The 14,146-nt window shown below is 56.8% G+C and carries 13 protein-coding genes; 6 read left to right on the top strand and 7 right to left on the bottom strand.

Annotation, left to right across the window (positions count from 1 at the left end):
- Nucleotides 1-1,064 (bottom strand): AMP-binding protein (locus tag R6T97_RS08250; protein ID WP_410348809.1); only part of this gene is annotated, 1,064 nt, incomplete at its 3' end.
- Nucleotides 1,065-1,328: 264 nt separating this feature from the next.
- On the opposite strand from R6T97_RS08250, the gene R6T97_RS08245 reads away from it, so the two are divergent.
- Nucleotides 1,329-2,102: an HAD-IIB family hydrolase gene (locus R6T97_RS08245; RefSeq protein WP_410348808.1), complete on the top strand. Its 774-nt coding sequence runs from the start codon at nt 1,329-1,331 to the stop codon at nt 2,100-2,102.
- Nucleotides 2,103-2,105: 3 nt separating this feature from the next.
- Nucleotides 2,106-3,326 (top strand): glycosyl transferase, encoded by a 1,221-nt coding sequence (locus tag R6T97_RS08240; RefSeq protein ID WP_410348807.1) that lies wholly within the window; start codon nt 2,106-2,108, stop codon nt 3,324-3,326.
- On the opposite strand, the gene R6T97_RS08235 is transcribed toward R6T97_RS08240, so the two are convergent.
- From R6T97_RS08235 to urtA, 6 genes are all read right to left on the bottom strand, one after another.
- Nucleotides 3,327-5,072, bottom strand: coding sequence for an alpha-amylase family glycosyl hydrolase (locus tag R6T97_RS08235; RefSeq protein ID WP_410348806.1), 1,746 nt, complete (start codon nt 5,070-5,072; stop codon nt 3,327-3,329).
- Between the two features lie 103 nt (nt 5,073-5,175).
- Nucleotides 5,176-5,871, bottom strand: a complete 696-nt coding sequence (gene urtE / locus R6T97_RS08230; protein WP_410348805.1) for an urea ABC transporter ATP-binding subunit UrtE — start codon at nt 5,869-5,871, stop codon at nt 5,176-5,178.
- Nucleotides 5,864-6,613, bottom strand: coding sequence for an urea ABC transporter ATP-binding protein UrtD (urtD, locus tag R6T97_RS08225; RefSeq protein ID WP_410348804.1), 750 nt, complete (start codon nt 6,611-6,613; stop codon nt 5,864-5,866). Before urtD ends, urtE begins: the two co-directional genes overlap by 8 nt.
- The gene (urtC, locus tag R6T97_RS08220) at nt 6,610-7,776 is read right to left on the bottom strand and encodes an urea ABC transporter permease subunit UrtC (protein WP_410348803.1); all 1,167 of its coding nucleotides are present in this window, start codon (nt 7,774-7,776) and stop codon (nt 6,610-6,612) included. The genes urtD and urtC overlap by 4 nt, the downstream gene beginning before the upstream one ends.
- A gap of 3 nt (nt 7,777-7,779) precedes the next feature.
- Nucleotides 7,780-9,723 carry an urea ABC transporter permease subunit UrtB gene (gene urtB / locus R6T97_RS08215; protein WP_410348802.1) on the bottom strand — a complete coding sequence of 648 codons (1,944 nt, stop codon included), beginning with the start codon at nt 9,721-9,723 and terminating at the stop codon, nt 7,780-7,782.
- A gap of 73 nt (nt 9,724-9,796) precedes the next feature.
- A complete protein-coding gene (urtA, locus tag R6T97_RS08210) occupies nt 9,797-11,077 on the bottom strand; it encodes an urea ABC transporter substrate-binding protein (RefSeq protein ID WP_410348801.1) in 1,281 nt (426 codons plus the stop codon).
- 140 nt (nt 11,078-11,217) lie between these two features.
- On the opposite strand from urtA, the gene R6T97_RS08205 reads away from it, so the two are divergent.
- The 4 genes from R6T97_RS08205 to R6T97_RS08190 all read left to right on the top strand — a co-directional run.
- Nucleotides 11,218-11,430 carry a hypothetical protein gene (locus R6T97_RS08205; protein ID WP_410348800.1) on the top strand — a complete coding sequence of 71 codons (213 nt, stop codon included), beginning with the start codon at nt 11,218-11,220 and terminating at the stop codon, nt 11,428-11,430.
- Between the two features lie 255 nt (nt 11,431-11,685).
- Nucleotides 11,686-12,252 carry a DUF2796 domain-containing protein gene (locus tag R6T97_RS08200; RefSeq protein WP_410348799.1) on the top strand — a complete coding sequence of 189 codons (567 nt, stop codon included), beginning with the start codon at nt 11,686-11,688 and terminating at the stop codon, nt 12,250-12,252.
- A gap of 6 nt (nt 12,253-12,258) precedes the next feature.
- Entirely contained in the window at nt 12,259-12,954 is a 696-nt protein-coding gene (locus R6T97_RS08195; protein ID WP_410348798.1) for an ABC transporter ATP-binding protein, read from the top strand.
- A partial coding sequence (locus R6T97_RS08190) for an ABC transporter permease (protein WP_410348797.1) occupies nt 12,951-14,146 on the top strand: 1,196 nt, incomplete at its 3' end. The genes R6T97_RS08195 and R6T97_RS08190, both read left to right, overlap by 4 nt.

The raw sequence follows: 14,146 nt of genomic DNA, 5'->3' as shown, positions 1-14,146 counted from the left end.
TTGTCATGGAACGGCATCCCGAAGGTCTCATTGCCCCAGATGACTGCTTCGGGGTTCAGCGGCTCTCCTACGCTGGCCATGAAACGCAGATGCGGGAACTTATGCTTTCCGATGGCATCGGCCCCGGCTTTTATCAGCATCCGGATGGCGGTTGGAGCCGTGTACCAGACATTTACCTTTTCGGTTTGCAGGATGTCGTACCAGCGGGTGACATCGAATTCGGCCTGATCGACGATCATCGTCGTGCGGTTCGTCAGTGGCGCGATGATCCCGTAAGAAGTACCGGTGACCCAACCCGGATCGGCGGTGCACCAATACACATCGCCGGGATGCAGATCTAGCGCGATGCGTCCTGTCGTATCATGCGCCACCACCGCCTGATGTACATGTACAACGCCCTTGGGCTTGCCCGTTGTGCCAGACGTGAAGTGAAGCAGCGCAGAATCCTCGGGGCCCGTCAGCGCCGTTTTAAATGCGGTATCTGCCGCCTTCATCAAAGGGGCCAGATCAAGGGTGTCCGGAACCGTGCCGTCGATGATGAAAACTGTCTTCAGGGTATCCAACCTGTCGCGGATGCTCGCGATCTTACGCTTGTAAAGCCGGGTCGAGGTGATTAGCGCATTGGCCCCGCCAATCGTCATGCGGGCCATGATCGGTTCGGGCCCAAAGGCGGAAAAGAGCGGGCAGAACACACAGCCTGCCTTCAGCGCTCCGAGCGCCGCGATATAGAGTTCCGGCACACGGCCCAGCAAGGCATAGACACTGTCGCCTTGCTGCAAGCCGCGGGTGCGCAGTACATTGGCAAACTTGTTGGTCAGGTGTTGCAGCTCTTGATAGGTGAAGTCGATGCGCACGCCTGATTTGGCGATCCAGCGCAGGGCAATCTGGCTGCCATGGCCTGCAGTGACATGGCGATCAATAGCCTCGTGTGTGATGTTGAGATGACCGCCGGGCAGGCCGTCCAATTGCTTTTGCGCGTCCTTCCAGGAAAAGCTGTCTCTGGCCGCGTCATAGTCGGGCATATTGGCGGCAGGATTTGCCTTATGAATTTGTCGATCCGTCATCGCGTCACTGTCCTGATTGCACAGAGTTAGGCTCTGGTCTGGCGAATTCTGCCAGATGGGGCCGAACCGGAATTGAGGGATGTCAATTGGGGCTGACCCGGCCAACGGACGTGGTCTGATCCAAATTCTCGAGAATTGTTGCGCCCAGATGCATCCGGTTGCGCCGCATCTGGGCGCTAGGTGATCCGCGCCGACCGTGACGAGCGCTTGTGATCCATGGCACTGTCAGCCATAATTTTTGGCATGTCAGCGACTTGCAACCTTATGGTTTTTACAGATCTCGACGGAACCCTGATCGACCATGATACCTATGATTGGTCAGCCGCAAATCCGGCGCTGGAGGCGTTGCGCAGGGTGTCTGCGGGCCTTGTTCTGGCAAGCAGCAAAACGGCCGCTGAAATGGCCCGGCTGCGTACAAAGATAGGCGCCGAACGCTGGCCTGCCATTGTCGAAAATGGTGCAGGGATCTTACCGCCCTTCGCGACAAAGATCACTGAGTGCGGCGAATACGGCGCTGTCAGATCAGCTTTGAACAACCTGCCGGCAGATTTGCGTGATCTGTTTTGCGGGTTCGGGGACATGAGGACGGCGCAGGTGGCTCAGATGACCGGTCTTTCGAAGGACGAAGCCGCATTGGCGCAGAAGCGCGATTTTTCCGAACCGGGACGGTGGTCCGGCACGCCGTCACAAAAGGATGCATTCTTGGCTGCATTGGCCAAAAATGGCCTATCCGCGCAGGAAGGCGGACGTTTTTTGACGCTTTCTTTCGGGCGCAATAAAGTTGATCAAATGCGCAGCCTAATAAGTGTTTATAAACCGCGATACACGATTGCTCTGGGAGATGCACCCAACGACATTGCGATGCTGGAGAATGCCGATATCGGAATTATCGTGGCCAACCCCGCGCGCCCGCCGCTGCCACCGCTGAGGAGCGAAACCTCGGGCCGTATCGTGCGCACAACCGAAGCCGGGCCCAAGGGATGGAATCTGGCCGTACTGGACGCCATTGACCGCTTTGATCTGAAAAAAGGAAACTGACGCATGGCTGATTTTCACCAGAACGGAAACATCACGACGCTGCATAATCTGCGCACGCGCTCTGTTCAGGAAATGGAAGCGGAACTGAACGTCTTTTCGGGGGCACGCAAAATTTCGTTGATCCTGCCATGTCTCTATTCAGAGCTGGAAGGTGATGCGATGCCGCATATCCTGACGGAGCTGTCCAAGGTCAATTATCTGCACCGGATTATTGTGGGTCTGGATGCGGCGAATGAACAGCAATTTCGCCATGCAAAGTCTTTCTTCAAGGGATTGAACCAGAACCACATCGTTATCTGGAACGACAGCCCGCGCATGATGTCGCTAGGGGTGCGATTGGAAGAACTGGGTCTGGCACCGAACGAACCGGGGAAGGGCAAGAATGTCTGGTCGTCGCTTGGATATCTGATGAGCTGTGCCGACAGTGCGGTTATGGCGATCCATGACTGTGACATCCTGACCTACGACAAGGAAATGCTGGCGCGTCTGGTTTATCCGGTCGCCAACCCGAATTTCCCCTATCAAGTGGCCAAAGGCTATTACGCCCGCATCGGTGACGGTAAACTCAACGGCAGGGTCACGCGTTTGCTGGTCAGCCCGCTTTTGATAGCGCTGAACCGTGTGATCGGGCCGCGGGACTATATCGATTATCTGCGCAGCTTCCGCTATCCGCTGTCCGGTGAATTTGCGATGCGTACAGCGATCCTGCCCGATCTGCGCATCCCTTCCGATTGGGGGCTTGAGATCGGCGTCTTGTCAGAGGCGTGGCGCAATCTGGCACGCAAGGCCGTCTGTCAGGTCGAAATCTCGGACGCCTATAACCATAAACATCAGGATTTGGCCGCTGATACAGCCGGCGCTGGTTTGAACCGCATGTCCACCGATATCTGCAAGGCGATCTTTCGCAAGCTTGCCGCAGACGGAACGGTATTCACGCCCAATGTCTTTCGCACGCTGAAAGCCACCTATTACCGTTGCGCGCTTGATCTGCTGGATGGCTATCACAATGATGCGAAAATGAACGGCTTGGCAATCGACCGACATACCGAGGAAAGTTCAATTGAGATGTTCGCCGAAAATATCATGCGCGCGGGGCAGGTGTTTCTCGAAAATCCGCATGAGACGCCGTTCATCACGACATGGAACCGGGTCCATGCTGCTGATCCGGCGTTTCTGGCAGACATGAATGCCGCGGCGCTGGCCGATGAGGCTGAATATGGATAATCACCGCCCTCGGTTTGTTATCCAGCGGCACTGATAAGGGGCAAGAGTAACGGCCTCCTGATCCATCTCGAGGGCTTCGCCACTGAGCAGGTCAGACCATGTTTCATCCTCGATCAGATTCATCGAGAGTTGTGACAGGACGACAGGCTGGTCGCTGACGTTGTGAAGGGCAAAGACGGATTGCCGCCGATCAAGGCTTTGCCGCCAGACGCCAAACACGCGGTCACCCAACGGCATCGTGAATTGGGTTGCATTGGGATGAAACGCGGGTTGTCTGGCACGGATGCGCAGCCTCTGAGACAAAGCTGCCAAGACCTGCGATTGCAGTGTTTCAGGATCGTCGAGCAGGGAATTCAACGTAGGATAATCCCACCGATGCCGGTTGATCGCCCTGTTCATGCCACGATGTGCGACTTGTGCGTGATCGTTCGGGGTGGCCAGCATGGAATGGATGTAGAAGGCCGGTATCCCTTCCAGCGACATGACGATCGTCTGCGTGCAGATAAAACGCGCGAAGTGATAGTTGTCCTTGCCTGCAAATGTTTGCGCGGTGGCTTCATAATATGTCGTGTTGATTTCGTAAGGCGCTTCACCGCCATCGGGCAGGGCGCGCATCGATACCAGCCCGCCGATGTCCTTGATCGTGTCGATCATCCGGGCCTGCTCTTGGACCGGCAAGATCCCTTCGGCAGGCCGCATCCCGATCCCGTCGTGACTGGCGGTGAAGTTCAGATAGGCGCAACCCATCGGCGCGGGCGGCATCCCGCTTTGCCAATGGCGCAGATAGTGGGCCGAACCCGACATGACCGCATGCAGGATCAATGGCGGCAGAGGAAAATTGTAGATGGCATGTGCTTCGTCGTGATTGCCGAAATAGCTCAGGTTTTCGGCCTTGGGGACATTGGTTTCTGTCAGCAGGATGATCGTCTCGAACGCATAATCACATAATAGCCGCATCAGCTTTACGATGGCATGGGTCTGCGGCAGGTGGATCGAAGATGTCCCCGCCTGTTTCCAAAGAAACGCGACAGCATCAAGCCGGATGATCTGCACGCCGTTATCGACATGCAGTCGAATGATGCGCAGAAATTCCAGCAGAACTTCGGGATTGCGGAAATCCAGATCGATCTGGTCATGACTGAACGTACACCACAGGTGGCGCGGCCCGTTGGCTGTTTCGACCTCTTGCAAAAGTGGTGTCGTGCGAGGGCGGACAACGGCGGTCAGATTGTCGTCAGGGGACGCTTCAAAGAAATACCTGTCATAAGGCGTTTGCCCTTGCCGGTAGCCGTTGAACCAAGTGCCTTGGCTTGAGACATGGTTGAGAACCAGATCGGACATCAAGTGAAAGTCGTCACTGATCCGGTTTATATCGGACCAGTCACCCAATTGCGGATTGACCGAGCGAAAGTCGGACACCGCAAACCCGTCGTCGGATGTGTAGGGAAAAAACGGCAGGATGTGTACGCCGTTGACCACCCCTTTCATCCGCCGCAGCAGAAAATCGTGCAACAGATCAAGCGGTTTGTGCGCGCCATCAATGATCGAATTGCCGTAGGTGATCAGCAAGGCGTCATGCTCGGTCCATAGACCATTGCTGGGTCTGCGTCCGCGTCTGCGCCGCCTTTTGTCGTCTGGCCAGAACGCTTCTATCACCGCTTGCGACAGTGCCTCGGCATCCGTCTCAGGATAAACCTGCCTGATCAGCCCGATAAGGCGCTTATGAAACGATTGTGTTTTGGTCATCTGTCGGTAGCCTGTTCCCCTAAACAATAGCTGACCAAATGCCACGCCGAATATCAATCGCAGATGAACCTTTGCATTGATCTGGCGGATGGGACGATCTGTTCTAAAGAGCCAAATCAGCCATCAAGCGGTCTTTGGAATAACTTTCTTTTGCGGCGGTCTGCTGGATCCGACCCTGTTCGACCACTGTGAACGTATCAGATATCCGATAGGCGAAATCGGCATTCTGCTCGACCAGCACAATCGCCATCTGTCCTTGATCACGCAGGGTCTCCAGCGCGTCTCCGATTTGCTGAATGACATTGGGCTGGATTCCCTCGGTCGGTTCATCCAGCAACAGGACTTGCGGCCTGGTGATCAGCGCCCGCGCAATTGCAAGCTGTTGTTGCTGACCACCGGACAAATCACCACCGCGGCGGGTTTGCATTTCTTGCAGGACGGGAAAGAGATCAAAGACAAACGCGGGCACCTCATGTGCAGACTTCGGCAAACAGGCAAAGCCCGTTTCCAGATTCTCGCGCACGGTCATCATCGGGAAAACCTCACGCCCTTGCGGCACATAGGCAATGCCCGCACGGGCAGAGTGGTAGGCCGACGACAGTGACACCGCCTTGCCCCCGACCAGCACTTCGCCACTCGCGACAGGGTGTCGCCCGGAAACTGCCTTCAGCAGGCTTGTCTTGCCGACGCCGTTGTTGCCCATGACCGCCGTGATCTGCCCCACCTGCGCCGTGAGCGAGATATCGAACAAGATCTGGCTTTGTCCGTATTTGAGATTGATCTGCCGCACTTCAAGCATTGGTACGCCCCAGATATACGTCAATCACAGTCTGATCAGAGGTGACATGATCAAGGCTGCCTTCGGCCAGAACCGCGCCTTCGTGCAGTACGGTTACCTTGCACTCCAGACGCCGCACGAATTCCATATCGTGTTCAACGACGACGACGGCGCGCGTTTTCGCGGCTTCTTTCAGGATGTCGGTCGTTTTCCCGCGCTCTTCCGGGGTCATGCCTGCGGCGGGTTCATCGACCAGCATCAGGCGCGGTTCCTGGGCCAAGAGCATACCGATTTCAAGCCATTGCTTTTGGCCATGGCTCAGTTCACCGGCGACGCGGGTCAAGCTGTCTTCAAGGCCGATACGGGCGGCGACATCTTCGATCCGTTCCGCATTCGGTCGGGTTTTCTTATGCATGAGCACGGCGAACGGCCCGCGCGGGGTCTTGAGCGCCATCGCAAGATTTTGGCGGACTGTTTGCGCCTCGAATACGGTCGGTTTCTGAAACTTCCGTCCGATCCCTTCACGTGCGATCTGGCTTTCTGACATACCCAGAAGCGAGATGTTCTTGTCGCCCCAGATCACCTTGCCTTCATCCGGTTTCGTCTTGCCGGTCACGATGTCCATGAAGGTTGTTTTGCCAGCCCCGTTGGGGCCGATGATCGCCCGAAGCTCGGTCTTGGCAAAGTTGATCGACAGATTATTGATCGCACGGAACCCGTCAAAAGTGACGCTCACGCCCGAGACCTCAAGAAGCATGCTCATGACGGCTTCCTCACCAGATAATCAAAGAGCCCGCCGATGCCTTTGGGGAAGAACAGCGTGACCGCCACGAAGGACACGCCAAGCAGCACCAGCCACCAGTCCGTCCATTGGATCACATAGAAACCAAGGTTGATGTCCGGTGCGCCGCCGCCTGTGAACCAACTCGATAGCAGCGAGACGAAAGCCGCGCCGATAACCGCGCCATAAAGCCGCCCGCGTCCGCCAATCGCCACCCAGACCGCCAGATAGATCGACGCGATGGGAGCGATTTCGCCGGGGTTGATGATGCCAGCTTGCGGGTAATAGAGCGCGCCTGCGATGCCCGCGACGACCGCTGTCGTCGTGAAGACAAAGAGCTTGTAGCTCTCCACATGGTAGCCAAGAAACCGTACGCGTGCTTCGTTATCGCGGATGCCTTTGATGACACTGCCCATCTTGCCCGACACGATCCAAGCGAAAAACACATAACCTGCCGCCAGTGCCAAGGCGGAAGCGATAAAGAAGATGATCGAGATGGTCGCCTGCGATGTATCTGCGTAACCGGGGATGTTCTGCAGGCCTGAAAGGCCGTTATTGCCGCGCAGACCACTGTCGTTCTGAAAAAGATACAGTGCCAGCGCGAGTGTCATCGCCTGTGTCAGGATGGACAGGTAAACACCTGTGACCCGTGACCGGAAGGCGAGCCAGCCAAAGACCAGTGCCAGCAAGCCGGGCACCAGAACAACCATCAACAGTTGCAATATCAGGCTGTCGGCAAAGGTCCATATCATCGGAAATTCAGAACTGCCCACAACCCCGAAAATCTGGTTGCCTATCGCATCCGTTATTTCGTCCGGTGTTGGCGGGATGGGCTGCCCTGAAAGGCTTTCGATCACGATACCTTCGGTGCGCGCATACATCAGCCACATGCCGATGGCATAGCCCCCGATCCCGAAGAAGGCGAAATGCCCCAGCGACAGGATCCCGCAATAGCCCCAGACCACATCCATCGCGATGGCAACGAGACACAGGCAGAGCGTTTTGCCGAGTGTTTTGACCAAGGAGGTCGAGATCAGGCCAACCCCGGTAGCCTCGGACAGCACCGTCACGATGACCGTAAAGATCGCCAAAATCGCGATGAACCACAGGACCGACGGGTTTTGGACAAGAAACGATCTTTGCATGTCTTAATCCGCCGCTGCACGGCCCTTGAGGGCGACGATGCCCTTGGGCCGGAATTGAATGAAGAGGATGATGAAAAGGATCATGTAGGTCTGTGCCGCGAGTGTGTTGGACGGGTTCAGCCATTCGATCCCCTTTTGCAGGAAGCCGATCAGCGATGCCCCTGCCAGCGTGCCCCAGACATTGCCAACACCGCCGACGACGACGGTCATGAAGCTTTGCACGATGTAGTCGGCACCCATTTCCGATGTGACCTTGGCATAAAGCCCGATAGCCACGCCAGCGATGCCCGCGATCCCGGAGCCAAGACCAAACGTCAGCATGTTGATCCGGTCCGGGTTGATCCCCATCGAGGCCGCCATGCCGGGGTTTTGGGTGACAGCGCGAACCTCAAGCCCCAAGCGGGTGCGCTTGAGCACAAACAGGATAAGTCCGAGGAACATCAGCGCAAGCACGAAAATTGCGACACGAATATAGCTGATGGCAACAACGTCGTTGAACACCAGCGCCCCGCCCAGCCAATCGGGCGATGTCAGCGGACGAGCTTGCGTTCCAAAGATGTTCTTGGCCAGTTGTTGTAACGCGATAGAGATGCCGAAGGTGGCCAGCAGCGTTTCGAGCGGACGGTGATAGAGATGGCGGATCACCGTCCGTTCCATCAAGACACCTGCCCCGAAGGTGACCGCAAAGGCCAATGGCAGCGCAATGATGATCGACAGCGTGTAGTCAGGCACGAATTGCTGCACGACAAAGCCGGTGTAGGCACCCATCATGATGAATTCGCCATGCGCCATGTTGATAACGCCCATGACGCCAAATGTGATCGCAAGGCCGATGGCCGCAAGAAAATAGATCGACGCCAGAGATAGCGCATCAAGCCCAAGGTCGATGCTCTGGTTGAACGCCACGCTTGTTTCAATCTCGGTCAGTGCCGAACGCGCGGCGTCGGTGATGGCGGTATCGGGCTCCGCGTATTGCAGCAAGAAGCTGTGCGCGGCGATTGCCTCGGCCTGCGCGGTAGCATCGACACGAGGCGGAACGAGGCCATTGGCAGACAGCATATCATAGGCCAGTGCGCGGGTGGCGTCGGTGTTGAGAGTGGCCAAGGCCACCTCGCCCACCGTACCGTCAACGATGTTTGCAACAAGTGCCTCGCGAATTTCCGGTTTTGTGATCAGGGCCGGGGCAAGATCCGCGCTCACGAGGCGCGCATAGGCCTCGGTTGCGCTGATATCTGTGCCGACGATCAGCAATTGCGCGATATTCACATCATCTGGCACTGTTGGCGCGACAGCAGGTGCACTGGCAAGGATGGTGTTCAAAACTGCACGGACATCGACCGATAAGTCGCCCGAGAGTGCCGCGATCGCGGCCAGCCGCGCCTCTTGCTTGTCTGCGAACAATGCACCCAACATGCCGGCAAGACGTGTTTTGATTTCCTTGAGCGCAGGGTCCGGCTCCCCTTCGACCGAGGCGGCCAGAGGCCCGAGTTGTGTGGCGTCCATGCTTCGCTCAATCGCTTCAACAGCGGCTTGGCGTTTTGTGATGTCAGGATCGGAAAGCTGGAATTGCACCAAGGCATCGCCAATCGCACGGCGTACACCGCCGTTGGGGCGCGACGCGGTCAGAGATACTTTGTCCGCAGCACCGCGTGCTTCGCCTGTATCCAGATCGTTGAGGATCAGAATGTCGCCATCTTCGATCACACGAAAAAACAACCCGTCGGTATCGCGTTGGACAATCTCGCGGTCGCGCCACGCTTCAAGGAAGGGCAGGGCTTGTGGCAACCCGCTGGCGACCAGATCGTCCACCACCACGCCAACCGTGCGGCGGCCGGGCTTGAGGACTTCTTCCTGATGGGTTTGCAGGATGTTTTGCAGGGATTGGGCCACAGCGGCGACGGGCATGGAAAGCCCCAGCACCAGGGCCATTGAAAGCAGTCGAAACATGGGGTTTTCAAGCCGATCTGTCAGGCAGTTTTGAAGCGGAACACGCACTGCGCGCCCCGCTTCAATTACGTTCTTAGTAGTTCGAAGTCAGCTGGACGCAGGTTTCGGTCTGTGTGTTGTACATACCGCAACCCAGTTCCTGCCAATCAGAGATCAGGACCGCTGATTCAGGCAGATAGTCGGTCCAGGCATCGCCCGGTACCTCGGTTGTCTGGCTGATGATGTCGAACTGGCCATCGGCGGTAATTTCACCAATAAGGACCGGCTTTGCGAGGTGATGGTTTGGCAACATCACCGCAGTACCACCCGTGAGATTCGGGAATTCCTGCCCGTACATCGCTTCGCGCACGGCATCGACGTCCGTTGTGCCAGCCTCGGTCACGGCATTTACCCACATGTTGAAGCCGATAAAGTGCGCTTCCATCGGATCGTTGGTCACACGCTCTTCGCCCATTTTGGCTTTCCATGCGGCAACCCACTCGTCGTTGAGTTCGGACTCGGCGGACTGGAAATAGTTCCAGGCAGCGAGGTGGCCCACGAGGTTGGATGTATCCAGACCCGACAGCTCTTCCTCTCCGACGGAGAAGGCGACGACAGGGATGTCATCGGCAGAGATACCGGCAGCTGCCAGTTCCTTGTAGAAACCGATGTTGGCGTCACCGTTGATGGTGGAGATCACGCCAACCTGCTTGCCGTCAGCTCCCAATGCGACAACATCGGCAACGATTGTGGCCCAGTCAGAGTGGCTGAACGGCGTGTAGTTCACAAAGATATCCTCGGTTGGGATGCCTTTGTCCTGCAGGTAAGCTTCGAGAATGTTGTTTGTGGTGCGCGGGTAGACATAGTCCGTGCCAAGCAGCGCGAACTTTTCAACGCCCAACTCCTCAAGGAAATAATCCGTCGCAGGAATGGCCTGCTGGTTTGGCGCAGCCCCCGTGTAGAACACGTTCTTCGAGCTTTCCTCGCCCTCGTACTGCACCGGGTAGAACATCAAGCCGTTGAGTTCTTCCAGAACAGGTAGCGCGGACTTGCGGCTTACGGATGTCCAACTGCCGAAGATCACGTCGACTTCACTGACGGTGAGCAACTCGCGCGCCTTTTCAGCGAAGAGCGGCCAGTCAGACGCCGGGTCAACGACGACCGCCTCGATCTCGCAACCCAAGAGACCGCCAGCTGTGTTCTGGTTTTCGACCAGTAGCTCCATCGTGTCTTTCAGTGTCGTTTCGGAAATCGCCATCGTCCCTGAAAGCGAGTGCAGGACACCCACTTTGATTGGATCGGCGCATTGAGCGGCAGCTATCGCTGTAGTGCCCAATAGTGCTGTTAAAGCAAGAGCAGTGGTTTTCAATTTCATAGGTCATAGTCCCCCGTTGTCGCTGCGGGTTGTTGAGGGGACGTCAACGCCCCTTTTCAACGGTGGACCAACCAAATAGGCAGGACCCGCAACAGTGATGTTGTAGTCGCGTGAGGGGATCAATCTGCCAGGATGGACCCTTGCGCGACGCCCGACTCTTTCGGACAGCGTCATTTGATGCTGCGGCGCAGAAATTAGCCAGTGAAATACGCTTGAACCGTTTTGGTCAGTATGGTGTGCTGAAAAAACTGGCGCTAATTGATTTTTCGCCCGCTTTTCTGACAATGAAGGGACCAATTTACTCAAATTCGGCCCTTTACGGCCACGTTCTGCGGCGCGAATGGCCGGTTTGACATAACGGGCTTTACTGTCCTGTAATTTGTTATTTCATCAATAACCAAATTGAAACGATGCAGGTGCATGGATGAGAAAGCGCACAGTGGTACAGCAGGGAGAGCCTGATATCTCGCCGCCCACCTTGTATCATATGCTCTCGGCATTGACCGGCCAATGTGCTTTTCGCAAGGACCGTCATATCGTAGAAATTCAGGGGCAATGCGGAAACTGCACAGCCTGACTTTTATACAGGCAAACATATTGGGTTATTCATGAAACAAGCTCTCTCTCTCGTCGCTCTCGTCACCTCCATGCCTGTCTTTGCCGAAGAATCGCGGCAGCTTGATGCCCATCAGCATGGGGTTGGCGTACTTAATATTGCGATTGCGGACGAGACGGTCGCCATGGAGTTCCATGCGCCGGGTGCCGATATTGTCGGATTTGAATATGCCGCAGAAAGTGACGCCGATCTTGCGGCGATAGATGCGGCGATCATGACGCTGGGCGCGCCGCTTGACCTGTTTGTTGTGCCAGAAGCTGCGGCCTGCACCCTGACGCAAGCGCGGGTCGCACTCCAAAGTGCAGGTATGCATGATGACCACGATGAAATTCATGCCGATGAAGATCATGCCGAACATTCCGAGGAAGCGGGGCACACCGAATTTTATGCGGAATATATGCTACTGTGCGAAAATCCAGACGCTTTGACCGAGATTGCTTTTGCTTATTTCAAGACGTTCCCGAACGCGCAAGAGGTCGACGTGCAGATCGTCACGGCATCGGGCGCGCAGGCGTTTGAGGTGGAACGCACGGCACCGACGCTCAATCTGGGGCGCTGAACGCGGGTGACAGGTGTAATCCTCAGACTTTCTGACGCGAGTTATCGGTGGCCGGGGCGGGCGACATTTTCGCTGTTCGTGCCTGAGTTGATTGTTTCGAAGGGTGAATCGGTGCTGCTCTTGGGCGAAAGTGGTTCTGGAAAGTCGACGCTTTTGTCGCTGATCTGCGGCACGATCCTCCCGGATCAGGGCATTGTAACCGTCGCGGGCGCAGATATCACCCGTTTGTCTGGTGGGGCACGTGACAGGTTCCGGGCCGAGCAGATAGGCGTGATCTTTCAGCAGTTCAATCTGCTGCCTTTCGCGACAGTCGCCGACAACATTATGCTTCCGCTGCAATTTGCGCCGGAACGTCGCAAACGCGTTGCAGATGCGGCGGCCGAAGCGGCGCGCTTGTGCACCGCACTTGGATTGCCCGATCATGTGAGCCGCACCAAGGCCGGCGCTTTGAGCGTGGGGCAGCAACAGCGCGTCGCCGTCGCGCGTGCCCTGATCGGTCAACCTCCTCTGATCATCGCGGATGAACCGACCTCGGCCCTTGATGCGAACAGCCAGACCGCCTTTCTCGACCTGCTTTTCGCACAAACTGCAGCGCATGAAACGTCCCTATTGATGGTCAGCCACGACCCACGTCTTGGTGAACGCTTCGACAGGGTGATCCGCATGGAACATATCGCGCAGATTGGAAGGGCGGCCAAATGACCTTGCGGCTTGCCATAGCGTCACTTTTTGCACGTGCACTGACAGTGGGTATGACCATCCTTGCGATTGCCCTGTCGGTGGCGCTTTTTCTCGGTGTCGAAAAGGTGCGGACCGGTGCGAAGACCAGTTTCGCAGATACCATTTCGGGCACTGATCTGATCGTCGGCGCGCGCTCGGGGTCGGTGCAGCTTCTGCTCTATTCCGTCTTCCGCATTGGCAACGCCACCAATAACGTCACGTGGGAAACCTATCAGGACATCGCCGCGCGACCTGATGTTGACTGGATCGTCCCGATTTCCTTGGGTGATAGTCATCGACAGTTCAGGGTGATGGGCACGACGCGGGCCTTCTTCGAGCACTACAAATACCGGCAGGGCAGAGCGCTGGGCCTGATCGAAGGTGCCTTCATGGTTGATCTGTTCGATGCCGTCATCGGCGCAGATGTCGCGGCGAGCCTCGGCTACAATGTGGGTGCCCCGATTGTGGTGGCCCACGGACTTGCGTCATTCACTGAACATGAAGATCAGCCTTTCCGCGTGTCCGGCATTTTGGAAAAAACGGGTACGCCTGTGGATCGCACTGTCATCGTCAGCATGGAAGCGATTGAAGCGATCCACGTCGACTGGCAAGGCGGCGCGCAGATGCCGGGCCAATCCATGCCGGTCGACGTGATCCGCGGGATGGACCTGACACCGAAGGCCATAACCGCGGCGCTTGTTGGCGTCGAAAGTCCGTTGCAGACCTTCACGTTACAACGTGCCATCAACCAGTACTCCGAAGAAGCGCTGCTCGCGATTTTGCCCGGCGTCGCCTTGCAAGAGCTTTGGGGCATTGTAGGCATTGCGGAAACGGCACTTTTGGCTGTCTCAGCCATGGTGGTCGTCACGGCGTTGATCGGCATGATGGCCACGATCTTTTCCAGTCTCAATGAGCGTCGCCGCGAGATGGCAATCTTTCGGGCGATGGGCGCGCGGCCTGTCACGATACTTGGCATGCTGGTCCTTGAGGCCATGCTGATGGCGGCTGTGGGCGCATGTCTCGGGGTCGCATTGCTTTATGCGGCGCTGGTGATCGGGCAGCCCGTCATCGAGAGCGCATATGGTTTGTGGTTGCCGATTGATGCGCCCAGCCTGCGGGAGGTCTATGTCATCCTTGGGGTGATCGGCGCTGGCGCAATTGTGAGTATGGTTCC

The organism is Yoonia sp., assembly GCF_046498525.1.
Lineage (GTDB): Bacteria > Pseudomonadota > Alphaproteobacteria > Rhodobacterales > Rhodobacteraceae > Yoonia.
This window is presented reverse-complemented; position numbering and strand designations above follow the sequence as displayed.

Bases quoted from the DNA above. Each gene is read 5' to 3' on its own strand.
- urtB (WP_410348802.1), bottom strand. From the start codon at position 9,723: ATGTTTCGACTGCTTTCAATGGCCCTGGTGCTGGGGCTTTCCATGCCC.
- R6T97_RS08235 (WP_410348806.1), bottom strand. From the start codon at position 5,072: ATGACCAAAACACAATCGTTTCATAAGCGCCTTATCGGGCTGATCAGG.
- R6T97_RS08200 (WP_410348799.1), top strand. From the start codon at position 11,686: ATGAAACAAGCTCTCTCTCTCGTCGCTCTCGTCACCTCCATGCCTGTC.
- R6T97_RS08240 (WP_410348807.1), top strand. From the start codon at position 2,106: ATGGCTGATTTTCACCAGAACGGAAACATCACGACGCTGCATAATCTG.
- R6T97_RS08245 (WP_410348808.1), top strand. From the start codon at position 1,329: ATGGTTTTTACAGATCTCGACGGAACCCTGATCGACCATGATACCTAT.
- urtA (WP_410348801.1), bottom strand. From the start codon at position 11,077: ATGAAATTGAAAACCACTGCTCTTGCTTTAACAGCACTATTGGGCACT.
- urtC (WP_410348803.1), bottom strand. From the start codon at position 7,776: ATGCAAAGATCGTTTCTTGTCCAAAACCCGTCGGTCCTGTGGTTCATC.
- urtE (WP_410348805.1), bottom strand. From the start codon at position 5,871: ATGCTTGAAGTGCGGCAGATCAATCTCAAATACGGACAAAGCCAGATC.
- urtD (WP_410348804.1), bottom strand. From the start codon at position 6,613: ATGAGCATGCTTCTTGAGGTCTCGGGCGTGAGCGTCACTTTTGACGGG.